Source organism: Ruegeria sp. CRTD044, from assembly GCF_059613485.1.
In genome coordinates this window covers 27218-51821 of the sequence record NZ_JBXWSP010000011.1, presented here as the reverse complement: position 1 = coordinate 51821, position 24604 = coordinate 27218, and the positions used below count along the sequence as shown (strand labels likewise).

16 protein-coding genes are annotated in these 24604 nt (G+C 60.0%); 9 read left to right on the top strand and 7 right to left on the bottom strand.

The annotated features are described in order from the left end of the window. Positions 1–96 precede the first annotated feature (96 nt). Positions 97–1863, top strand: coding sequence for an ABC transporter ATP-binding protein (locus tag AC2FNL_RS10285; RefSeq protein WP_496833463.1), 1767 nt, complete (start codon positions 97–99; stop codon positions 1861–1863). On the opposite strand, the gene AC2FNL_RS10280 is transcribed toward AC2FNL_RS10285, so the two are convergent. From AC2FNL_RS10280 to AC2FNL_RS10260, 5 genes are all read right to left on the bottom strand, one after another. Further along, complete coding sequence (locus tag AC2FNL_RS10280) at positions 1864–3174, bottom strand: HlyD family type I secretion periplasmic adaptor subunit (protein ID WP_496833461.1); 1311 nt, start codon at positions 3172–3174, stop codon at positions 1864–1866. Next, positions 3158–5305 (bottom strand): type I secretion system permease/ATPase, encoded by a 2148-nt coding sequence (locus AC2FNL_RS10275; RefSeq protein ID WP_496833459.1) that lies wholly within the window; start codon positions 5303–5305, stop codon positions 3158–3160. Before AC2FNL_RS10275 ends, AC2FNL_RS10280 begins: the two co-directional genes overlap by 17 nt. Next, entirely contained in the window at positions 5302–6453 is a 1152-nt protein-coding gene (locus tag AC2FNL_RS10270; protein ID WP_496833457.1) for a TolC family protein, read from the bottom strand. Before AC2FNL_RS10270 ends, AC2FNL_RS10275 begins: the two co-directional genes overlap by 4 nt. 178 nt (positions 6454–6631) lie before the next feature. Further along, positions 6632–7456 carry a SapC family protein gene (locus tag AC2FNL_RS10265; protein ID WP_496833455.1) on the bottom strand — a complete coding sequence of 275 codons (825 nt, stop codon included), beginning with the start codon at positions 7454–7456 and terminating at the stop codon, positions 6632–6634. Positions 7457–7519: 63 nt separating this feature from the next. Then, entirely contained in the window at positions 7520–11338 is a 3819-nt protein-coding gene (locus tag AC2FNL_RS10260; RefSeq protein WP_496833453.1) for an Ig-like domain-containing protein, read from the bottom strand. A gap of 364 nt (positions 11339–11702) precedes the next feature. On the opposite strand from AC2FNL_RS10260, the gene AC2FNL_RS10255 reads away from it, so the two are divergent. Then, positions 11703–13613, top strand: coding sequence for a dockerin type I domain-containing protein (locus AC2FNL_RS10255; protein ID WP_496833451.1), 1911 nt, complete (start codon positions 11703–11705; stop codon positions 13611–13613). Between the two features lie 160 nt (positions 13614–13773). Here AC2FNL_RS10255 and AC2FNL_RS10250 read toward each other — a convergent pair whose 3' ends face one another. Further along, positions 13774–14649, bottom strand: a complete 876-nt coding sequence (locus AC2FNL_RS10250; protein WP_170341384.1) for a MurR/RpiR family transcriptional regulator — start codon at positions 14647–14649, stop codon at positions 13774–13776. A gap of 104 nt (positions 14650–14753) precedes the next feature. Between AC2FNL_RS10250 and AC2FNL_RS10245 the strand changes: the two genes are divergently transcribed. From AC2FNL_RS10245 to AC2FNL_RS10215, 7 genes are all read left to right on the top strand, one after another. Next, complete coding sequence (locus AC2FNL_RS10245; RefSeq protein ID WP_496833449.1) at positions 14754–15539, top strand: N-formylglutamate amidohydrolase; 786 nt, start codon at positions 14754–14756, stop codon at positions 15537–15539. A gap of 16 nt (positions 15540–15555) precedes the next feature. After that, a complete protein-coding gene (locus AC2FNL_RS10240) occupies positions 15556–16074 on the top strand; it encodes a TRAP transporter small permease subunit (protein ID WP_496833448.1) in 519 nt (172 codons plus the stop codon). Next, complete coding sequence (locus AC2FNL_RS10235; protein WP_170588808.1) at positions 16074–17399, top strand: TRAP transporter large permease; 1326 nt, start codon at positions 16074–16076, stop codon at positions 17397–17399. Before AC2FNL_RS10240 ends, AC2FNL_RS10235 begins: the two co-directional genes overlap by 1 nt. A gap of 70 nt (positions 17400–17469) precedes the next feature. After that, positions 17470–18501, top strand: a complete 1032-nt coding sequence (locus AC2FNL_RS10230) for a TRAP transporter substrate-binding protein (RefSeq protein WP_093963096.1) — start codon at positions 17470–17472, stop codon at positions 18499–18501. 86 nt (positions 18502–18587) lie between these two features. Continuing rightward, complete coding sequence (locus tag AC2FNL_RS10225; protein WP_093963095.1) at positions 18588–19940, top strand: glutamine synthetase family protein; 1353 nt, start codon at positions 18588–18590, stop codon at positions 19938–19940. A gap of 93 nt (positions 19941–20033) precedes the next feature. Further along, positions 20034–21416 (top strand): aldehyde dehydrogenase family protein, encoded by a 1383-nt coding sequence (locus tag AC2FNL_RS10220; RefSeq protein WP_093963094.1) that lies wholly within the window; start codon positions 20034–20036, stop codon positions 21414–21416. A gap of 66 nt (positions 21417–21482) precedes the next feature. Further along, positions 21483–22628: an iron-containing alcohol dehydrogenase gene (locus AC2FNL_RS10215; protein ID WP_093963093.1), complete on the top strand. Its 1146-nt coding sequence runs from the start codon at positions 21483–21485 to the stop codon at positions 22626–22628. 43 nt (positions 22629–22671) lie between these two features. Here the strand turns inward: AC2FNL_RS10215 and AC2FNL_RS10210 are convergent, their stop codons facing one another. Next, the gene (locus AC2FNL_RS10210) at positions 22672–24570 is read right to left on the bottom strand and encodes a RiPP maturation radical SAM C-methyltransferase (RefSeq protein WP_496833777.1); all 1899 of its coding nucleotides are present in this window, start codon (positions 24568–24570) and stop codon (positions 22672–22674) included. Positions 24571–24604: the final 34 nt, after the last annotated feature.

Sequence of the window (24604 nt, the reverse complement as noted above, 5' to 3'; positions counted from 1 at the left end):
GCACTTTTGCGGTGCAGTGTTGAAGCGCGTAGTTATGGCAGCTTGCAAACTCTGCGCTGACGCGCAAGAAAGCGTCAGCTTGATTTGGAGACCCTTATGATCAGGAAAACCTGGGCCAAGTGGCGATCCGGCCATATCGGTCGGCTGGTGGGCGACAGCTTGCGGGCGCAAGGCAAGAAATATGCGGTTGCCATGTTTGCCATGATGATCGTTGCCGCGACCACCGCAGGGACGGCTTGGATGATGGAAAACATCGTCGATGCCATGACTTCGCCTGACATGCGGTCTCAGGTTCATATCATCGCGTCAGCAGTAATCGTGCTGTTCCTGGTCAAGGCGCTGGCTTCTTACGTCCAGTCCGTGTTTCTGGCGCGCGCCGGCAACCGCATCATCGCCGAGCAACAGGAGAAGTTATACAAAAAACTGCTTCGGCGTGGAGTGGATTTCTTTTCCAAAAGCGAGTCTTCGGACCTTCTGATGCGTGTGACCCGGGGCGCGGGTGCAGCGCGAACGCTGGTCGACGTGATCGTGACCACGTTCGTTCGGGATGCGCTGACACTCGTGGGTCTCATCTTTGTGATGGTCTATCAGCAGCCTGTGCTTTCGGCGTTGTTTTTCATCGTTGGGCCGGTTGCGCTGCTGAGTGTGCGCTATCTTTTGAAAAGCGTCCGCGCGATCATGCAATCCGAGTTGAGGTCTGTTTCCGAGATCATCCGCGTGCTGCAAGAAACATCCTCAGGGATTAAAATCATCAAGGTTTTCGCACTGGAAGACCGAATGACCGAGCGGATGACCGCAGCCGTGCGCAGCGTCGAAAAGCGATCGAACGAAATTGCCAAACTGCAGTCCATCGCTAGCCCAATGATGGAATTTCTGGCCGGTGTAGCCGTTGCCGGCGTGTTGGTCGTCAGCACAATGGGAATTGCCGGAACTGAACCGCCGACCGCGGGTCAGCTGATGTCCTTTATCACGGCGCTTCTGATGGCCTATGAACCGGCCAAGCGGCTGTCCCGGATGCGGGTGACCATTGAATCCACGTTGGTTCCGATCGAGATGATGTTCGAACTGCTGGATCAGGAAGACCCAATGCGCGAAAGCCCTCAACCGCAAGAGCTGCGGTCCGGTCCGGGCGAGGTGCGCCTGCGGAACGTCACCTTTGGCTACAGCGGTGGTATGCCTGTGATCAATGGAATGAACCTGACCTTCGAGGCCGGAAAGACAACCGCTCTGGTGGGGCAGTCGGGTGGAGGCAAGTCGACCATCTTCGGGCTCATCATGCGATTCTACGATCCTGACCAAGGCTATGTCGAGATCGACGGACAGAATTTGCAGGATGTCAGCTTTGCCTCGTTGCGGCGCAAGATTTCTTATGTTGGCCAGGATACGTTTTTGTTTTCCGCGACGGTCATGGAAAATCTCCGATATGCCCGTCCCGATGCGACCGAGGACGAGATTCGCGATGCGGCCAAAGCCGCGCATGCGCATGACTTCATCATGTCGCTGCCCAAGGGATACAACACCGAAGTCGGAGAGAACGGTGCGTTTCTGTCAGGAGGGCAGAAACAGCGTCTGGCAATTGCCCGCGCCATTCTTCGGAAGGCTGAAATTCTGCTGCTCGACGAAGCCACCAGCGCGTTGGATGCTGAGTCCGAGGCTCTGGTGAAGCAGGCGTTGGACAAGCTGACGGAGAACGTGACCACGATCGTCATCGCTCACCGGCTATCGACCGTGCTTGAGGCAGACAAGATCATGGTTGTCCAGGATGGTCAGGTGATCGAACAGGGCAAGTTGGATGAGTTGATGGAACAGAATGGTAGCTTCCGCCGCCTGTTCGATCAGCAATTCAAGACACCGGCTGCGTGATCAATCCCGTAAAGCCTGGTTTTTTACCTTGAGAACAGGCTGGATGAGATAGTCGAGAACGGTCTTCCTGCCGGCCAGAATGTCAACTTGTGCGATCATTCCCGGAATGATCTCTACCGCCAGTCCAGCGGCGTCCAACAAGGTGCCGCTGGTTCGGATTTCGACCACGAAGACTTCCTCGTCCTGCCGCTCTGACCGTGTAATTGTATCCGCGCCGATGCGAACAATTTCGCCGTCCAGCGCGCCGTATCTGGCAAAATCGTAAGCGGTGATCTTGACCTTGACCTGCTGACCCGCGCGCAGGAATGCGATGTCGTCGGGGCGGACATAGGCTTCGACCAGAAGGTTGTCATCCAGCGGAACGATTTCGACCAGATCCTCGCCGCTGCGGGCCAAGCCGCCCAAGGTCGTGCGGTGGATTCGGTTGACGATGCCCCTGACTGGCGCACGAACCTGCGCGCGCGCCGCGCGGTTCTCCAACGCGGGCAGGGTGGGCTCAAGCGCCGCAAGCTGCGCAGTGGCAATGGCAAGGTCGGTCAGTGCCGCGCTGCGAAACCGGCTTTTGGTGGCCGTGATGCGGTCATCGATTTCATTCAGCCCGGTTTCCAGGCGGCTTGCAGCGGCTTCGGCTCTTACCTTCCGCCCCTTCCACTCCGCCTCGCTGCGTCGCAGGGCCAGCAGAGTTGTCGCAGGTTCCATCTTGCGGCGGACCAGAGGCTCCATCAAAGCGCGCTCTTCGGACAGGACCTTGAGTGTTTCTTCCGCAGTAACCCGGTCCACCAACCCCTCTTCCAACTCGCGTTGCCTCTGCTCACGTTGGCGTTCCAGAATGGCAATTTCGTCGGCCAACTCCGATTTTCGGCCGAGATACAGAGCCGTTTCCGAGCGAACGACGTCCGGTGCTTGTTGAACAAGCTCGGGCTCGAACCGCAAATCGGATCCGTCAATTTCGGCCTGCAACCGCTTAATACGCGCCCGTAGTCCCAATGCCCGTTGCCGCTCGGTGTCCAGCTCGCTGCCGATTTGTGTCGCGTCCAATTCCAGCAGCAAAGCGTTCTTGTCGACGATCTGACCCTCTTGAACATGAACAGCTTGAAGAACCCCAGGTTCGGTTGCTTCGATCACCTGAACGTCGCCTGACGGTACGACGCGACCGTCCGCTCGGACCACGTCGTCCAGTTCGGTGACGAAAGCCCAGACGCCGGCGGTCAACATGCAGCCCATTATGGCCAGCAGCAATACCGAGCCGCGAAACCCCGAGCCGCCGTTCATCTCGCGGGCCAGTTTTGCAAGGTCAGGATGCCGCGACATTCATGTGCCTCCGCGCGTCTTGGGCTCGGTTGGTGAGAACTGACTTGACGGCGTCAACGCCCACTTTGCCGTTTTCGATCACGATGACCCGGTCGACCAGTTCCAGCAGACTGGCCCGATGCGTAACGATGACCATAGTCGTATCCGCAGCCGCTGCTTTCAGCCGCTGAATGATGTTCGCCTCGTTCTTGAGATCCATCGCGCTGGTGGGTTCGTCCAGCAACAGGACAGGCGGCTGCCCGATCAATGCCCGGGCTAGGGCGATCGTCTGACGTTGCCCGCCCGAGAGCCCCTCGCCACGTTCGGCCAGCATCAGATCGTACCCGCTGGGATGCCGCGATACAAAGTCTTCGACGCCCGAAATGCGCCCGGCCCGGATTAGATCTTCGTCGCGCGGGCGTACGGCGCCGGCCGCGATGTTTTCGCGGACCGAGCCCGAAAACAGCCAAACATCCTGTAGGACCGACCCAATGTTGCGCCGAAGGTCCCCCGGATCAATCTGGCGGATGTCAATCCCATCCAAAAGAACCGAACCGACACGGGGTTGATACAATCCCAGAAGCAGTCTTGCGATGGTGCTTTTTCCTGATCCGATCCGCCCGAGAATCGCAACTTTTTCCCCCGGTTTGATGTCGAAGGACACGCCTTTCAGTGTGTCCTCATCCTGGTCTGGGTAGGCGAAATACACGTTGTTGAACGTGATACGCCCATTGAAGTTGGAGCGGCTGATCCAGGTGCGACCCGATGGCCGCTCGCTGTCGGCTTGCATCATTGCGTCAAGGTTCCGGTAAGCACTGCGCGCCTGATTGAACCGGGTCAGGGTTTGTGACAGCTGACCAAGGGGTGCCAAAGCCCGTCCAGTCAGCATCACTGAGGCGACCAAAGCGCCCATGCTGGTCAGGCCGTCCGCGATCAGAAAAACACCATAAAACACGATCAGAACCTGGGCCGCCTGTTGCGTGAAACCGGTCAGATTCAATGCGAATTGAGTGATGGCACGCGACCGAACACTGTTGCCGGATTGTCGTTCGATCGCCTCTTCCCAGCGTCGCCGCATCGTACCGGCCGCAGTTGTCGTCTTGATCGTTTCCAGACCGGCCAGAGTTTCGATCAGCACGGATTGCTTTGACTGGCCATCAAAAAAACTGCGTTCCGCCAAGCGGGACAAAAGCGGCTGAATGGCGAGCCCGGCGATCAGCACGATTGGTACGGCGAGAGCTGGGATCAGAACCAGCGGCCCGCCGACCATGTAGATCGTAAGCAGAAACAGACCGATGAACGGCAAATCAACCACCATGACCAGCGTAGCCGATGTGAAGAACTCGCGGAGTGTTTCGAACTCACGCACCGTGTTCGCCATGGCGCCGGTCGATCCGGTTCGGGACTTCATCTGGATATTCAGAAGTTGATCGAAAACAAGCCGGCCCATCAACATGTCGGCATTCCGACCTGCCCTGTCGATGAAACTGGCGCGCAGGATCTTCAGCACAAAATCAAAAAACAGTGCGATGCCGACACCGATGGTCAGGGCGACCAGGGACTCGACGGCTTCATTTGGCAGAACCCTGTCATAAACGGTCATGATGAAAACCGAGGTTGAAAGCCCCAGGATATTCGTCAGAGCCGCGGCCAGAGCAACCTGCAAGTACGACCAACGATTGGCCACAAGCGCTGATCGGAACCAGTGACGGCTCGGTTGGCTTGGGTTGTTTTCGATTTCCTCGGAGTATGCTCGACGAAACAACATCGCATAGCCAGAATAGACGGCGTCGAGCTGGCATTCATCCATCTCACCAATGCTGTCTCCAAGCTCTGGGTCGTGGATCAACAGACGGCCAGACTTCGAACGGCCATGGTAAACCACGGCCCGCTGGTCCTCGAGCAACAGTATCGCCGGTGCGAGGCCGGGATCAAACTCCGACAGCCGGCGCGGCCCGAAGCCCGCCTGCAATCCATGGTCATGGGCCAGTGCGATCGCGTCCTGCATCTTCAACCCACCAGAGACCGAGGATTGGGCTGCCAAAAGGCTGGCTTTGGTCAATGGCCGGCCAAGCTCTGCCGCCACATGCAGCAGACATGCCTCAAAATTGGTGAGGGGCAGGGATGTAGGAGGCTGGCTGCGTTGGGTCATGGTCTGTTGCCCCATGTTCTGAGCTGGATGCCGAGCAGATCAATGATGTCGCCCGTAAGGCTGAGCGCGGCGTAGTTCGTTAGGAAGAAATTCTGCTCCGCCATGATCAGGCGCTCCTGTGCGTTCACATAATCGCGCTGCGCGTCCAGGATTTCGATTAAGCTGCTGCGCCCGATCTGGAATTGCTCTTGAGTGGCGGCAACGCTGTCGGCATTTGCGGCAACTGCGATGCGGGCCTCGCGCAGACGCTGGGCGCCGGCCTTTTGGTCGGATCGAATGAAACCTAGCTCGCGCTGGATTTCCCGAACAAGAACCTCGCGGGCAAATTCTGCTTGTTTGACCCGCGCTTCGGCGGCGGCAATTGCCGCCCGCCGTTGACCGGTGCTGTCCAGCTCGTAGTTGACCGACAGGTCTACGCCGAAATTCGCGTCCCTGCTGTCGTCCTGGTTGGCAAATGCCGAAACCCGCACGTCCGGCTGACGCCGCGCGATTGCGGCAGAGCGGTCTGCCTTTGCCGCCAGAACCGCCGCGTCTGCGCGTCGAACCTGCGGGCTGTCCATCACGATGACGGCGTCGCTTCTCGACAGGTTGGGCGCTGGGACAGGGGGATCCAGTTTGTCCGGCGGGGCCCCAAAAATTTCTTGGAATCGCGCATTGGCGCGATCAGCCTGAGCCCGGGAATCCGCCAACTTGGTCCTGGCATCCGCGACCCGAGAACGCGCCGTCAGGACATCGGCAGCGGAGCCGGCCCCTTGCGCGGCGCGGTCGGAGATCTGTTTCTCGATCTCCTCATGGCGGCGGACGTTTTCCCACGCGATTTCAACGATTTTCCGCCGGTCGATGACCAACACATAGGATTCAATTGCGGCAAGGGCCGTCGCGGCTGCCGTTTGAAGCTGATCGCCACGGCTTACGAGCACACGGGCCCGCGCGGCTGCCAAGTCTCCGGCGGCAGCTCCCCCGTCGTATACAAGCTGAGAAACCCGCAGATATGGCGATACGTTCGCAATATCCGAGTCCACCCGTTCCGATCGGGCATTCACACCAAGTGATACCTGCGGAAGAAAGGCTCCTTCTGCCGCGTCCATATCGGCAAAGGCGGCGTCAACGCCGGTCCCGCTTTGCGCGAGGTTCGGGCTGATTTCCACAGCGCGCCGTATTCTCTGGCCAAATGAACTGCGAGTCAGATGGCCCGACGGCTTTGTCGCACCGGCGCCCGTTGATCCTTCTGAAAAAGCCATCTCAACCGGAGCAAGATCCGGGACCGGCTCACAAGCCGCAGTGAGCAGAGCCACCAAACCGACCAGCAGAGGCAAGATGAGTCGATCAGAGGTAGGCATATTTGGCCTCCACGTCCGACAAGTCTGGTTCCCTGGCAATGGCATCCAAGAACCCCACAAGGTCGGATTCCCTGCCGTTGGAGGGACTGCTGACCACGTTGGGAGAACGCCTCTGGCAATGGTGCATCCAACGAAGATGGTTGAGCGAGACTTGATGAGCGAAAATCAACTGCATCGCACCGCTTGATTGCAGAACTGCTATCTGCGCCGGCCCAAGCTGGTTGAAGCGTCGAAAGTCCACGCTCATCCAACCGTCGGGCAACTCCGCATCCTGAAAACGGGTCAATTCGACGAATAGGCCCAATTCCCTCATTAGCGCGCAGGCACGTCGGGTTACGTTGCGATCAGCCAGAAAGCTCTTGAAGAAGGCCTTCAGGGTTTCCAGTTCAGAGGAGATCAAGCCGTCCTTTGCGAAGAACGGGCTGCCGGATTGGTCACAGGACACGAGTCCGGTGGATTCGTCTACGACTAGCTTGCCTGAAGCGGCACACGGTTCCGCTTCACCACCGACCAGTTCGATTGAAAACGGATGGCATCTCAGCAAGGAAGGAACATAGGTGGCCCGCCAGCGTCCTTGGTCCAAAACGAATGGTGTTTCCGAAGAAGCTGTTGTCGCCAGAATAGCATGAGGTGATACTCCGCCCCCCGAGGATCGAAAAGCAATTGGAAAAGAGGCGGCGGCTTCTGAGACTTCCGCACTTACGATCTCGCACTCAAATCTGCAGCGCGCGAAATCGTAGGATGTAAATCTGTGCCACGAGCAATCGGAATGCCTGTCGAAAGTGACGGGTACTGGGCCGTTCTGTGCCATTTATGTCTCCGCTGGTCCGTTAGGAAGGGCCGGGGCGGCCCCACCTTTTCATGCCTGTCAGGATCAACTTGACGCGCCGGTCGGATCGGTATGCAGAATGTTGTCGCTGCTCAGACCACTCAGATCACCCAGGCCGTCAAACTGCGCGACCGCGCTGACCGTGGCGGAGGTTGGGGCGGAATAGTCCACCTTGACCAGCACACTGTCAGTTCCATCGCTGGCCAGTAGATAGATCTCATCTCCGGCGTGAGCCCCGGTAAGCGTTTCGGCGGCGGCTTCCAGAGTACCGGTTGTCAGATCGGTGAGTGTGGTTGCCAGCCCTACAAACCCTGTGTTGGTCGCGATCATGTCGCCAATCGCCAGTGTTTCGACTCCTGTTCCATCACCGCGAAGCGATGAGACATCTAACCCGCTGAACATAATGGCGTCGGCCATGTCGGCTTTGGGCCCCAGGGTGAAACCCGTTACGATGTCGGTGCCGTTCGCCGTCGGGTCCGCTTCGAAAACGATGAGATCTCGGCCAGCGCCGGACAGATCGATCACATCGTCACCGTCGCCACCGCGGATGACATCGTCGATACCAGTGGCCGCCAATGTGTCCGCGCCGTCTGTTCCCAATACCCAATGGGTGGGGCCGCCGTCGGGCGTGTTGATCGTCAACTCGATCGGCTTCGTCGGGTCCAGCACCGTCATCGTGAACGTAACGATAGGCTGGGTCAGGTCGCTGACGCTTGTCGCGGCGCCGGCAAAACCGAGTTCCGCCGCCCCGTTCGGGTTTGCCAGAAACAGATCAAAATCGGTGCTTTCGACCTCGGATCCCGTGTCATAGGTCACGACCGCAGGGTCAAAACCCAAGTTGGCCGTGAAAGCCATCCCGCTGGATGTGTCCCGGTCCGCCTCGGCATGAATTTCGAAGGTTATCGTCGACCCACTGCGACCTGCCTCTGAGATGAAATAGGCCGCTGGAACGTGAGCTGTCGCCTGGTCTGTCGCAGGTAGGGGGTTCGGTCCTACGGCAACCGTCGCTGAAACCGAAAAATCCAAAAGGTCGCCCGCCGTCGTACCTGCAAATGATGTCGCAGGTACGTTCAGGCTCCACGTGCCGTTGGCCGCAACCGTGGCTGTTCCAACAGAGACCGAGTTCTGCATCACCTCAACGGTTTGTCCCGCGGTGAGGCCTATGGATGAACCACTGACGGTCAGGCCGCTGGATTGGGCGTCACTCAGCGAAACCGCGTCGTTGGTTCCGACCTCATTCAAGGTCAGGATGGGTCGGAAGTCCGTGGTCACCGAGTTCGTTGCTTGAGAAGCGGGGTTGCCAGCCATGTCCGAAACCGATGCGGTGATAGAATAGGTTGTTCCGTCAGAAAGCGCGTTCAGATCAGCTTTAGGAATGGTGGTCGACCAGACCCCACCCGAAGCGGTGGCAGTATAGGTCTGCCCGTTTAGCCCGACAGTAATGCTTTGCCCATCTTCGGCTGTCGTTGTCCCCGATACTGTCAGGTTGCTGTCCTTTTCGGTGACGTCCAGCACGGATCCGGTTTCCAGCGGGTTCATTGAGATGGTAGGCGCGCTGAAATCGGTATTGAACCCAGTCGAAGTCGTCTGTGTATTTCCGGCTGCGTCGCTGACTGACGCGGAAACCGTGTAGGATTCGGCATCTTGCAGGCCGCTCAGGTCGAGGGGTGAAGCGGTGTAGGTCCACGCGCCACTCGTCACTGTAGCGGTGCCTGAGACATCCACAGTCCCATCCGCTCGTTGAACTTGGATCGAGACGACCGTTCCATCAGGCGCGTCGGAAAAGCCAGAGACCGTCATTCCGCCGGATTGCTCTGCCAGGTTCATGGTGCCCCCGGCCGATACCGTCGAGATTGACAGGGCGGGGGCCGTAAAGTCCGTGTCGAAGCTGCCAGTGGCCTGTGCGGCCGGGTTCCCAGCAAGGTCCGAAACATCGGCGGTCACGGTGACGGTGGCACCGTCGGAGAGGCCGACCAGATCGGCTGTGGGAATGCTGACACTCCAGTTGCCACCTGAAACGGTGGCGCCGTAGGTTTGACCGTTCATTCCAATGGTCACGACCTGGCCGTCTTCGGCGGTCGTCGTTCCGGATATGCTGAGGTCGGTTCCCTGTTCGACCGCGTTCATGACCGCGCCGTCCGAAAACGTGTCGATGCTTATCGTTGGGGCGGTCGCGTCTTTGGAAACTCCTGCACTCGCCTGTGGGGCCACGAGGCCATCGGCATCCGTCACGTCGGCGGTGATGGTGAAAGTTGCGCCGTCGGCCAGGGCAATCAAATCCGCGTTCGGCACGGTCACGCTCCACGTCCCTCCGGACACAGGGCCCGTGTAGGTCTGCCCGTCCAAAGTTATGGTGACTGTCTGGCCATCGGTTACATTCCCGGTTGTGCCGCTGATCGTCAGATCCGCCCCGACTTCGGCTGCGTTCAACACCGCACCGACGGGCAGAGGCGAAATAGAGATAGACGGTCCGCTCAGGTCCACGGGCACCGAAACCGCAGCAGGCGTGGCCGGGTTTCCGGCGGCATCGCTGATCGTGGCACTGATGTTGATGGGGCTACCGGTGACCAGAACGCCGAGGTCGGCTGTGGGAACTGTCACACTCCAAACACCGCCTGAAGCGGTTCCGCTGTAGGTCTGGCCATTGAAAGTCAGCACAACCGGTTGGCCATCTTCGCCGGTCGTCGTGCCGGTAATCGTCAGGTCCGATCCGACGTCCACAAGGTCGATCTGGCCGCCTGCGACAGGGTCTATTGTTATGGCTGGGGCGAAAAAGTCAGTATCAAAGCGGTTGGTGGCTTGAGCCGCGGGATTGCCTGCGCGATCCACTACATCAGCGGTCACATTGACTGTCGCGCCATCGGGCAGAGACGCCAGATCGGCGGCCGGAACCGTGACGCTCCAAGTGCCGCCGGACACGGTTGCGGTATAGATCTGACCGTTCAACCCCACAGTCACCATCTGACCATTTTCCGCATCGGTCGTACCACTGATTTCCAGATCGGACCCGCGCTCGGCCGCATTCATGACCGCCCCGTGGGAAAATCCTGTTATCGCGATGTTCGGAGCGATGGTGTCGATGTTGAACGTGGCTGTTTCGACAGCGACCTCACCTCCGGCTCCATCCAGGTGTCGGATCGTCACGGATGTGACCCCCTGAGGCAACCCGGCCGCCTCGACTTGGCTCAGCGAAACGCTCCAACTGCCGTCCGGCCCCGCTGAAACGGTTTTGGTGACCGAACCGATCGTCACTTCAACCGAAACGGTGCCATTAGGTGCTGTCGCCTTGGCGATGGTGCTGTTGAGCGAATTTCCCTGCAACTGGGACAGGTTCAGGCTGGACGGGCTCGGCGACTCCGCGGGTGTCGCGGCATCTTCGCCGCCACCGCCGCCAGCGGCGGCCGCGCCGGCCAAACCCAAACCACCCAGCACCGCGCCCGCGGCTCCCATGCCGCCGCCACCGGCTGCCGCTGCTCCGGCGGCTTCAGCGGCCACTGCAAGCTGCGCGACTTCAACGGCCACATCTTCGGCAATCATGATCGACCCGTTGTCCAGAACGTGCACGTTTTCCGCGGAAACCAGGACTGTGCGACCGTCCAAAAGCTTCAGTTGGACGTCACCGTTGGGCAGCAGTTTGACCGACTGGACACCGGGCAAGACATCGGCAAACTGAAATGCGCTCAACTCCTCCTCAGTGGCTTGGGCCAGCGCCGGCAAGGCCAGAAGGGCAGAGGCCAAACCACCGCCGACTCCCGATCCGGCCCATCGGCGCAGACGCGCTTTGATCCATTTGCGGACATGCTTCTCATGCCCTGCATCTGGTGAGTCCTTCTGGATGGAGACTTCGTGCGAAACAGGTTTCATCGTCATCATGTCCTCACAATTGGTGGCCGCGGATACCCGCGCGACAAGACCGAAGAAGCCAAGTTCTGTTCTTTTTTCCTGCTGCCGAGTTATTCATGCGGTCGGACCTTGAAAAATTGAGTTAATCTGGAGCCGAATTCCTCGTTTTCACCACAATTTCGTTCTCGTCTTTGCCTTGGCACCGCGTCACCCTCGAAAGGACTGCCAGCGATGGCATTGGGGGTGATCTGAGTTGATGCTTCAGTTCGAAAGAGTGGTTGCAACGGGGAGTCCGGCGCTCGATTCAGGTATCGGCGATACGGCTTTAAAAACGTTTAACAGTGTTACGTATCTGTACAGCACGACCCGGGCTGGCGGCGGCATCGTGGTCTGGCAGCTTGTGGATGGTGGGGCTCCGCAATTCCACGACGATCAGTATTTCAGCGGCACCATATCGTTGCAGGTCGGCAGCCTTGGTGCTCTGGTTGCATTGGGCGCAAGCGATCTGTTGGCACTGGACGTCGATACCGCCACGGGCCTTGTTGGGTACGAGTTAAATACGGATGGCACGTTCGGGGCGCTGCAGGAAACGGCGGCGATTCCCGGAGGCGGTGATGTCACCGCATTGGTCCAATACTCGGTCGGTGCGGTCGACTACCTGACGGTGGCCCATCAGGACAGTGGGTTCATCGGCACCTACGTGGTGAACTCGAATGGTTCGCTCAGTCATGTGGGCTCGGTCGCGGGTAATGCCGGGGCGATGCAGACCGCGGCGGTGGGCAGCAACCAGTATGTCGTCACCGCCAATGCCACCGACAATGCGATCCGGGTGTTAAGCGCCGATCAAGGAAGCGGGACGCTGATCGAAGTGGACAACACGGCAACCCAAACGCTTGGGATCAGTTCTCCGACAGCGCTGGAGACGGTTGATGCGTATGGACACACCTGGGTTCTGGTGGCCGGGTCCAGCAGCAACTCCATCAGTGTGATGGAGCTGCGCGCAGATGGAACACTGATTCCACAGGATTATGCGTTGGACACGTTGGGTACCCGTTTTGGCGCAGTTCAGGACATGAAGGTCGTCGAAGTCGATGGACGTGTCTTTGTCGTCGCCGGCGGCGGAGATGACGGGGTGACCCTGCTGACGATGACCCCTGATGGCAAGCTGATCTACCTGGACAGCTTTGCGGATACGGTGGATAGCGGTCTTCAGAATGTTGAGACCATCGAGGTGGCCCATGTTGGCGGCGACCTTCAGATCTTTGTGGCATCGCAGCAGGATGCAGGGCTAACCCAGCTGACAGTGTCTTTGGACTCCTTGGGCAATGTCATCGAGGGGAATGGAATCGTAACCGGAACCGCTCAGGACGACATGCTGAGCGCCGGCGTTCTGGACACTAATCTGCAGGGCGGTGCCGGTGACGACATTCTGATTGCCGGTCGCAGTGAAACCACCATGCAGGGTGGTTACGGCGCGGACATCTTCGTTATGCGGTTCGGCAGTGGATTGACGACGATAACGGATTTCGAGGCCGGAACCGATCGGTTGGATCTGTTTGACTACCCGATGTTGCGCAACCCCGGGCAGCTGACCGTGACGTCAACGGCACAAGGGGCTCGGATTGAGTTCATGGATGAGACTGTTGAGCTTTTTTCGGCCGACGGCGGCACACTCACTAGCGCCGAAATCTTCGGGTCCGGTTTCGAGGGGCCGGATCACATCCCTGTTGACTTTGGCGTGCTCACGGGGCCCGAGGCCTCGGCCGGTGTGACGGGTCCAGTCACGGTAGATTCTTCCGGTTCAAACCCCGCGCTGAGCGCTGCTGAGATCGTGTTCACGCCAGTTGGAAACAGCCCGATATCGGTACGGGCCGACGATCAGGGCCAATTCGATCTTGACCTGCCATCAGGTTCGTTGCCGGGTCACGTGGACATCATCAAGTCCTATTCCCATGCCAGCGGAGAGATCACGGCCCTGGATGCGCTGCAGGTTTTGCGGATAGCGGTCGGTTTGGGACCAACCTGGGGACCCGCAGCCCCCGAAAACCTGATCGCGGCCGATATCACCCGGGATGGCACCGTCAATGCACTGGATGCCCTGGCGATCCTGCAGGTTGCCGTTGGGTTGCCCACCGCACACGAGCCGGAATGGGTCTATCTGGACCAGAAGGCCGATCTTTCCTCAATCACGCCCACGAATGTCGACTATCAAACCGGCGCTGCGGTTGCCGCCCTGGATGGGATGTTCAGTGTGGACATGACGTCGATCCTACTTGGGAATCTCGAAGCGGTGTGAGCTGGCTATTCGCGGAACGCAATAGGTATCATGCTTCCGCGCAGACGTAGGCTAATCTTAGCAGAACAGCCTAGCCCGGTTTTTTAGAGATTGCCCAATGGCTACCAAGCAGATGCGGCATTTCCAACCAAAATCCGGCGCACAGGCGATGGTTCGTTCGTCACGCCTCGTGGCTGCGGAAGATCCGTGTGGTCGAGAAATAGCGCTCCAACTCCTCGATACGCTCCTTGCTTTCTTCCCAGCGCGCCTCCTGAACCTCCGCAATCAACGTTTCCGAAATGAGTTGAAGGGCGATCGTCGAATCCCAGCTTGATGGAGCTTCGACCAGAGCGTGAAAGGTATAGTTGGCCGATTTGCCGATGGGCGACCCCCATTGGTCGGTGAACAGCACGACGGTCACCCCGCGATCGGACGCAACTTGCGCCAGCTTTTCCAGATGCGCCTCGTAGCGGCGGATGTCGAAGATGACCAGAACCGAGCTTTCGTCCATGTCCAGCAGGTATTGCGGCCATACGTTGGCCGAGTTGCCCAACATCGTCACGTTGGGCCGGATGATCTGCATGTGGTTGAACAGATAGTCGGCGTTCGATCGGGTGATCCGACCGCCGACGACATACAAATGGCGCTCGGTATTGGCCAGCAACTGGGCCACCGCGTCGAACATCGACTTGTCCAACCGCTCCAGTGTGTGTCGCATGTTGGTCCAGACGGCTTGGGCAAAACGCGTGATCGGATGCTCGGTTTCATCATCCACGATCCAGGCGTCGCGCTTCGAGATCGGCTTTTGGATCTGTGCCGCAACTTCTTCACGCAGCGCCTCCTGCAGCGCCGGGAACCCATCGAAACCCAGCTTTCTCGCCATGCGAATGACCGTCGGGGTGGACACTTGCGCCGCCGCGGCCAGCTTGGTGATCGATTGCAGCCCACCCATCGGATAATCCTGCAACAGGACCGATCCCAGCTGCCGTTCCGAGCGGGTCAGGCCTTCAAGTTCGTCCTGAATGCGTTGTTTGACCGTTTTGGCGACAGAGGCCATCGGCGCCCTCATATTATTCAATTTGCTACAGGATATGAGTGATTGTAATTTTGTCTACAGAAATTTTCTTGACAGGCCCAAGGCCGCTGTAACAAATGCTACGCATGCAGTCCAAGACCGAGTCATCCCTGTTATCCCCGCTGGAAGCGCCCGCCGCACGTGTGTTGAATGCGCGTGGTGTGGCACGCGCGGTTCTGGTGTGCGAACACGCAAGCCGGTTCATACCTGCGGCATTGGATGGGCTGGGGTTGGACGACGTGGCGGCCCGTTCACACGCTGCTTGGGATATCGGGGCGCTAGAGGTTGCGGTTGAACTGGCCGGAGCCCTGGATGCACCTCTCGTACACTCGCGGGTCAGTCGGCTGGTCTATGACTGCAATCGTCCGCCCAAACGAGAAGATTCGATGCCTCCGCGCAGCGAGGTGTTTGCGGTGCCCGGCAACCACGGTCTGACGGTGGATCAGCGCGCCCAGCGAGTTCGCGCCATTTATGAACCGTTCCGGGGTCTCTTGTCGCAGACGCTGGACCGCCGCCCAGAACCGCCTGTCCTGATTACGATCCACAGTTTCACACCAATCTACAACGGCAAGACCCGGGCGGTCGAACTGGGGATCTTGCATGACTCTGATGACCGTGCGGCTCAGGTCATGCTGAACCATGCAGCGCATTGCGGGCTGAGAGTGGCGTTGAACGAACCCTATTCGCCAGAGGATGGTGTCACGCACACCCTGCGCGAGCACGGTATCGCGCGGGGCTTGCCCAACGTGATGATCGAGATCCGCAATGATCTGATCGACACACCGACCGGGGTCAATCGGATCGTGGGGCTATTGACGCCAATACTGGCCGCCACGGTCGAAACCTTTTCGGACGCAGGGCAGAACACATGAGGGTAGGGGTGCAGGTATGAGTTTCATGCGGGGATATATTGCGGTCATCGACCGCATGAACCGCTGGATAGGGCGGATCGTCATGTACAGTATCTTCGTGATGATGGGCATCCTGCTGTGGTCGTCTATCTCGAAGACTTTTTTCCTTCCGTCGCTCTGGACGCTCGAAGTCGCGCAGTTCGCGATGGTCGCCTATTACATCCTAGGCGGGCCGTATTCGATCCAGATGGGTTCGAACGTGCGGATGGACCTTCTCTACAGCGAGTGGTCGCACCGGCGACGGGCCTGGACCGACGCGTTCACCGTCCTGTTCCTCATCTTCTACCTGGGCGTGATGATCTATGGCGGGTTCGACTCGCTCAGCTATTCCCTGCAATATGGCGAGCGCAGCCCGACCGCGTGGCGCCCCTATCTGTGGCCGATCAAGGTGATCATGGTCGTGGGGCTGATCCTGATGCTGCTGCAGGCCATTTCCGAGCTTTTCAAAGATATTCTGCGCCTCAAGGGCGATGACATCCCGCGCGAGGTGATCTGATGTCGTATGAGTTGATCGCCATCCTGATGTTCTCGACCATGATGCTGATGCTGCTGACCGGTCAGCGCGTATTCGGCGCCATCGGTTTCGTGGCCGTGGTGGCTGCGCTTCTGCTCTGGGGCGACCGTGGCGGCTATGACATCGGGTTTTCGGCCGCGATGAAGCTGATGAAATGGTACCCGCTGCTGACGCTGCCGATGTTCATCTTCATGGGCTATGTTCTGGCCGAGTCCAAAATCGCCGACGACCTGTACAAGATGTTTCATGTCTGGATGGGTGGACTGAATGGCGGGCTGGCCATCGGCACGATCGGGTTGATGGTGCTGATCTCGGCGATGAACGGGCTGAGCGTGGCAGGCATGGCGATCGGGGCCACGATTGCGCTGCCCGAACTGCTCAAACGGGGCTATGACAAGAGGATGGTGACCGGAGTGATCCAGGCCGGATCATCACTTGGGATACTTGTGCCACCCTCTGTTGTACTGGTTCTCTATGCGATGATCGCGCGTCAGCCGGTGGGGCAGCTGTGGTTGGCGGGCATCCTGCCGGGCCTGATGATGGCGGGCATGTTCATCCTGTACATCGTGATCCGCTGCCGGATAAACCCGGAACTCGGCCCGGCCCTGTCCAAGGAAGAGCGCGACGTGCCGATGGCGGAAAAACTGCGGCTGCTGCGCGCGGGACTGCTGCCGTTGGCGATCTTCGCGGCGATGATGGTGCCATTCGTCAATGGCTGGACCTCGCTGGTCGAAAGCTCGGCCATCGGTGCGCTGACGGCTTTTGCGGCCGCCGTGCTGAAAGGGCGGATGACGCGGCAGGTGTTCGAGGTCTCGGTGCGCTCGACCCTGGGCATCACCTGCATGTTCATGTGGATCATCCTGGCTGCGCTGGCCTTTGGCGCGGTGTTCGACGGGCTGGGCGCCGTGCGCGCGATCGAGACCCTGTTCACCGAGCGCCTTGGCCTGAACCCCTGGCTGATCCTGATCCTGATGCAGCTGAGCTTCATCGTCATGGGCACCTTCCTGGACGACACCGCGATGCTGGTGATCGTGGCGCCGCTGTACGTGCCGCTGGTGGGGGAACTGGGCTTCGACCTGATCTGGTACGGGGTGCTTTATACGATCACCACGCAGATCGCCTATATGACGCCGCCCTTCGGCTATAACTTGTTCCTGATGCGGGCCATGGCCCCGCCCGAGATTTCGCTGCGCGACATCTACGGTTCGATCCTGCCCTTCGTGATGGTGATGACGCTGGCGCTGGCCATAATCATGACTTTCCCGCAGATCGCGCTGTGGCTGCCCGACTACATCTACAACAAATGACCCCGGACATACCGAGGCACATGCGAGAGATTGGTCTCTCGCCCATCGAAACCGACAACGGAGAGAGAAGATGACGAACAGACGCACATTCCTGAAAGGGGCCGCCGCGGCCCCGGCCGCCGCGCTGGCAACCCCGGCGCTGGCGCAATCCACGATCCGCTGGCGCATGCAGACCTATGCCGGCCCCGCGCTGGCCGAGCATGTGATCGATCCGGCCATCAAGATGTTCAACCAGATCGCCGGCGACCGGATGCAGATCGAGCTGTTCTATGCCGACCAGCTGGTGCCCACGGGCGAGCTGTTCCGCGCCATGCAGCGCGGCACGATCGACGCGGTGCAGTCGGATGACGACTCGATGGCATCGCCCACCGAAGTAACCGTGTTCGGCGGCTATTTCCCCTTTGCCTCGCGCTACTCGCTGGATGTTCCGGTCCTGTTCAACCAGTACGGTCTGAACGAGATCTGGGACGAAGAGTATTCCAAAGTGGGCGTCAAGCACATCTCGGCCGGCGCCTGGGATCCGTGCCATTTTGCCACCAAGGACCCGATCAACAGCCTGGCGGACCTTCAGGGCAAGCGGGTCTTCACCTTCCCGACGGCGGGTCGGTTCCTGTCGCAGTTCGGCGTGGTCCCGGTGACCCTGCCGTGGGAGGACATCGAGGTTGCCGTGCAGACTGGCGAGCTGGACGGCATCGCCTGGTCGGGCATCACCGAGGATTACACCGTCGGCTGGGCGGATGTGACCAACTACTTCTTGACCAACAACATCTCGGGCGCCTGGGCCGGGTCGTTCTTTGCCAACATGGACCGCTGGAACGAACTGCCCGAAGACCTGCAGACACTGTTCCGCGTGTGCACCGATCAGTCGCATTACTACCGTCAGTGGTGGTATTGGGGCGGCGAGGCATCGCTTCGCGTGAATGGTGACAAGATGAAGCTGACCTCGATCCCGGATGAAGAATGGGCGCAGGTCGAAGCCGCTGCAGTGGCCTTCTGGGATGAGATTGCAGCCGAGTCCGAGACCAAGGCGAAGGTTGTCGAGATCATCAAGAAGTACAATGCCGACATGCAAAAGGCTGGCCGTCCCTACCGGTACGGCTAATGTGAAACCGGCCTGCCCTCATACCGGGGGCAGGCCGTTGAAAACGTCAGTCCGGTAGGTGGCGCCGGCGCAGAAATAGGTGGCTCATGCTCAACTTCGACACGCTCAAGACCCAGGTTGCCGAAGGCTCGGTCGATACGGTTCTGGTCTGCATGGTGGACATGCAGGGCCGCTTGATGGGCAAACGATTCCACGCGGGGCATTTCGTGGCCGGGGCCTGGGAAGAAACCCATTGCTGCAACTACCTGCTGGCCACCGATCTCGAGATGGCGACGCCGGACGGCTATGCCTCGACCAGCTGGGAGCGCGGCTATGGCGACTATGTCATGAAGCCCGACCTCAGCACTCTGCGCCCGGTGCCGTGGCTGGAGGGCACGGTGATGGTGATGTGCGACGTGCTGGATCACCACACGCACGAGGAGGTGCCGCATTCTCCGCGCGCCATTCTGAAGAAGCAGGTCAATCGCCTGAAGGCCATGGGCTATGAGGCGATGTGCGCGACCGAGCTGGAGTTTTTCCTGTTCGAGAAGAGCTTTGATCAGATCCGCAAGGAGGGCTTCCGCGATCTGGAACCGATCTCAGGCTACAACGAGGATTACCACATCCTGCAGACCACCAAAGAAGAGCATGTGATGCGGCCGATCCGCAATCACCTGTGGAATGCGGGCATTCCTGTCGAAAATTCCAAGGGCGAGGCCGAGGCCGGGCAGGAAGAGCTGAACATCAAATACGCCCCGGCGATGCAGACGGCCGAGTATCATTCGATCGCCAAGAACGCGGTCAAGGAGATCGCATGGCAGTACGGCCATGCGGCGACCTTCCTGCCGAAATGGCATCACGACCGGGTCGGGAGTTCGTCGCATGTGCATCAGTCGCTGTGGACGGACGGGCAACCGGCATTTTTTGACAAGGCCGATCCGCTGGGCATGTCGGACCTGATGAAAAACTACATGGCGGGCCTGCTGAAATACGCGGCCGACTATACCTATTTCATGGCGCCCTACATCAACAGCTACAAGCGGTTCATGAAGGGCACCTTTGCGCCGACGCGGATCATCTGGTCGGTGGACAACCGCACCGCGGGGTTCCGGCTGTGTGGGGATGGCACCAAGGCGGTGCGCGTGGAATGCCGGATTCCGGGTTCGGACATGAACCCCTATCTGGCCATCGCGGGCATGCTGGCCGCAGGGATCGCGGGCATCGAGGAAGGGCTGGAGCTGCAGCCGCCGACCAAGGGCGATGTCTATCAGGGGGATACCGGCATGATTCCGGGCAACCTGCGCGCGGCGCGGGATGCGCTGCATGGCTCGGCCATGCTGCGGGCGGCCATGGGCGATGACGTGGTCGACCACTATGTCCGCGCCGCCGAGGTCGAAATCGAGGAATTCGAGCGCGTGGTGACCGATTGGGAGATTGCCCGCGGGTTCGAGCGGGCGTAGAGGGCGGATGTGAGGGGCCAGCCCCTCACGCTCCCCGGAATTTTTTGGCCAGATGAAGCAGCGGGTCTGCTTTGCTTGAGGATGGAGTGACCAATGGGTCAGGTGTTGAAATGTATCTCGCCGATCGACGGATCGGTGTTTGCCGAGCGGGACACGCTGGATCGTGACGCGGCATTCGCCGCAGCGGCTCGGGCGCGCGCGGCGCAGGCGGAATGGGCGGCGCGGCCGTTGCAGGAGCGGATCGATCTGGTGATGGCCGGCGTCGCGGCCGTGGGTGCTATGAATGACGAGATCGTGACGGAACTGGCCCGGATGATGGGCCGGCCGGTGCGCTATGGCGGCGAGTTCGGCGGTTTCAACGAACGCGCGACTCACATGGCGGGCATTGCGCGCGATGCGCTGGCCGATATTGCCGTGGGCGAGGACGAGACGTTCAAGCGCTACATCAAGCGCGTGCCGCATGGCGTCGTGTTTGTCGTGGCGCCCTGGAACTATCCGTACATGACGGCGATCAACACGGTGGCGCCTGCCTTGATCGCGGGCAACACGGTTGTGCTGAAACATGCCACGCAGACCTTGTTGGTGGGTGAGCGGATGGCGCGGGCCTTTCACTCGGCAGGCGTGCCCGAGGACGTGTTCCAGAACCTGTTCCTAAGCCATGACGTGACCAACGATCTGATCGCTGGCCGGGCGTTCGATTTCGTGAACTTCACCGGTTCGGTCGCCGGGGGGCAGGCGATGGAACGTGCGGCGGCTGGCACCTTTACACCCGTCAGCACCGAGTTGGGCGGTAAGGACCCGGGCTATGTCATGGACGACGCCGATCTGGATGCGGCGGCCGAAACATTGATCGACGGGGCCATGTTCAATTCGGGCCAGTGCTGTTGCGGGATCGAGCGGATCTATGTGCATGAAAGCCTGTATGACGATTTCGTCGCCAAGGCGGTCGAGATCGTCAAGGGCTACAAGCTGGGCAATCCGCTGGATCCGGAGACGACGCTGGGGCCGATGGCCAACGTGCGTTTTGCCGACGAGGTGCGCGCCCAGATCGCCGAGGCCGTGGCCGCCGGTGCCGTGGCGCATATCGAGAAATTTGCCGAGGATGATGGCGGCGCCTATTTGACGCCGCAGATCCTGACCAACGTCACCCACGACATGCGCGTGATGCGCGACGAAAGCTTTGGCCCGGTCGTGGGGATCATGAAAGTGTCCTCGGATGACGAGGCCATCGCGCTGATGAATGACAGCGAGTTCGGCCTGACCGCCTCGCTGTGGACGCGCGATGTGGCGCGGGCCGAACGCGTCGGCGACCGGATCGAGACCGGAACCGTGTTCATGAACCGGGCCGACTATCTGGACCCGGGTCTGTGCTGGACCGGGTGCAAGAATACCGGCCGTGGCGGCGGCCTGTCGATCATCGGATATCACAACCTGACACGTCCCAAATCCTACCACCTGAAAAAGGTGACGGGCTGAGGACGATTTGCCTGCCCCGGACCGACCCCCTCGCCGGGGCAGGCCTTAAACACAAGGAAAGCTGACATGAGTCTTGTTGGAAACTGGTCCTATCCGACCACGATCAAATTCGGTGCGGGCCGAATCAAGGAACTGCCCGAGGCCTGCGCGGCGGCGGGGATCAAGCGCCCGCTTCTGGTGACCGACCGCGGCCTGGTCGATCTGCCGATCACCGCCGCGACGCTGGACATTCTCGAGGCCGCCGGGCTGGGCCGGGGCCTGTTCAGCGAGGTCGACCCGAACCCGAACGAAAAGAACCTCGAGGCTGGCGTGGCCGCCTACAAGGCGGGCGGGCATGACGGTGTGATCGCGTTCGGCGGCGGCTCGGGGCTGGATCTGGGTAAGATGGTTGCCTTCATGGCCGGTCAGAGCCGGCCCGTCTGGGATTTCGAGGACATTGGCGATTGGTGGACCCGCGCGGACGCCGAGGCGATCGCGCCGATCATCGCGGTGCCGACGACGGCCGGCACCGGCTCGGAAGTGGGCCGCGCCAGCGTCATCACCAATTCGGAAACCCATGCCAAGAAGATCATCTTCCACCCCAAGGTGCTGCCGACCGTCGTGATCTGCGACCCCGAGCTGACCGTGGGCATGCCGAAATTCATCACCGCCGGGACCGGCTTGGACGCCTTTGCGCATTGTGTCGAGGCCTATTCCAGCCCCCATTACCACCCGATGAGCCAAGGCATCGCGCTGGAAGGGATGCGGTTGGTCAAGGACTTTCTGCCGCGCGCCTATGCCGATGGTACCGACATCGAGGCCCGCGCCCAAATGATGAGTGCGGCCGCCATGGGTGCGACGGCGTTCCAGAAAGGGCTGGGCGCGATCCACGCCATGAGCCACCCGATCGGCGCGGTGTTCAACACCCATCACGGCACCACCAACGCGGTCTGCATGCCACCGGTTCTGGAATTCAACGCGCCTGTGATCGCCGACCGGTTCGACGCGGCCGCAGCCTATCTGGGCATTTCGGGCGGGTTCGACGGGTTCCGGGCCTTCGTGCAGGAGTTCAACGACTCGCTGGGCATCCCGCGCGGGCTGTCCGATCTGGGTGTGACCGAAGATGCGATCCCGGAGCTGGTCAAGGGTGCGATCATTGACCCCTCGTGCGGTGGCAACCCCATCGAGTTGACCGAGGAAAACCTGGCCGGATTGTTCAGGGCCGCTCTTTAAGTGTCAGTCGGATCCGGGGCGTCGATACGCTCCGGGTCCGGTCTTATGCCGCCGGTTGTGGTCCCGGTACCTGTGCACTTGTGAATTCTGAGGGAAATTGAGCGGCGAAAGCACGTTCAGGCGCATTGCGGATCTCGGACCAAGTCGGCGCCCGCTGGAATCCTGGGGACCTGAGGGCGAGGGACAATACGGATTTGTCCTCGACATAGATCAGCCCAAGCTTCTCAAGGCGGTCCATCGCGGCTTCAAACGCGTCCACCCCGTACAAATCGGACACCTGATCGCCAAGAAGCGCCCTGCCCATGATCACTGGGCTCAGGTCAAGGATGGCCCGAGCCGCCTCGTCCAATTGGTGAACAACGCGTTGGCCTGACGCACGCCGGTCGATCACCGTGTCGCCCTCGACGTAGAGGGCTGACGTACCGGCCTCGCTTTGCCATGCAGAAAGAGCATCCAGCGTCGACGCCGCGCGCTGCGCTGGCGGGCTTGGACCGTTGTCGACGATGTCGAAATGGTAGGCGAAATTCCAGACTTCTTCGGGCGGCAGGTCGAATATGAATGAATACGGCTTCGCTGGTTCGACCTCGACCCCAAATGCTTCGGGGTGTTCAAAATAAGGGCTGAACCGGTCCGCTCGCACCGGTCCTATCGAGCCGGGTGGTTGCAGGTGATGCAGCAGCGGAATGAGCTTTGCCATCCGCTCGAAGGCTTCGGGGCTTTCACCGGGAAACCCGTAGAGGAAACACCACTCGACAAAAACTCCGACCTCGGCACACAGCTTCAGCGTCTGGATGTTCTGAATTCCGCTGACCCCTTTTCTCATATGCGCAAGGGTCGGAGTATCGAAGGTCTCGATCCCCGGCTGGATCTTTCGAACGCCGGCGTCGGCCAGACGGGCGATCACGGTCGGCGAGAGGTTCGACTTGACCTCGTAATGCATCAGGAATGGTCTGGTGTCCTGTGCAAGCTTCGGGATCAGGGTCTTGAGGTAGCGGTGATCCAGAATGTTGTCGACCACGACAAGATCCGGGCCATAGAGATCGGCAAGCGTGCAGAATTCGGCATAAGCCCGCTCGGCTGACTTGCTCCGGTAGGTCATCGATTGACCGTTCAATCCGCAGAAAGTGCAATGGTGTTTCGCTCCCCACCAGCAGCCACGCGATGTTTCGATCGTAGCAGATGGCACAAGGCGCTCTGATAGTCCCGCAGTGTTTTGAAATTGATCAAAGAAGGCGTTGAAGTCCGGTATGGGCAGCTTGTCCAGATCCGTGGTCAGGCGCGGTCGAGACTCCTCCAGCGGGTTATCCAATTGGCTCCGGTTCAGAAACCCCTCGACCACGGGCAAGGGTCTGCTGGGCCCCAGGGCTTTCAGAAACTCGGGAAAGGCATGGTCGCCTTCGCCAATGCAAACCGCGTCCAGTTCAGGATGTGCCTGTATAAGCGCGCGCCCGAGCGGCCCCTCGCAATTAGCGCCGCCCATCACTATGATCACGTCGGCTGACCGTTTCCGCACAGCCCGGGCCAGTGCGATCGAGGCCATGACCTGTTGGAACGACGACGTAATCCCGATCACGGTCGGGTTCTGTTCCACCACCGCATCGGCGCAACGTTCGACAAACGCTCCGGCTTGCTTTCGGGCTGCGATGGCGTTTTGCATGAACGCCAGCCACTCGACTCCGGATACATAGTCACCAAGCACCGTGGTCAGGTAGTCCATCGCGTCCAGATCGCTGCGCGGGTAGATCAGATCGCTGAATATCCATTCACCCAGCAGCGCCTGATAGCAGCGGCCATCAGACAGCATGAAATACTCATCGAGGCCGATCGCCTCGGCATAGTCGAAGCTGAAGTACTTCTCGGTCGTCGCAAAGCCGTTGTCCCGTGCCAGCTGCGCAAGAAGAGACATCCCAAGCCCTGGATGTTGCAGGGAAGAAAACGGCATGGACACCAGACACAGCTGATGCAGGGCTGCGCCT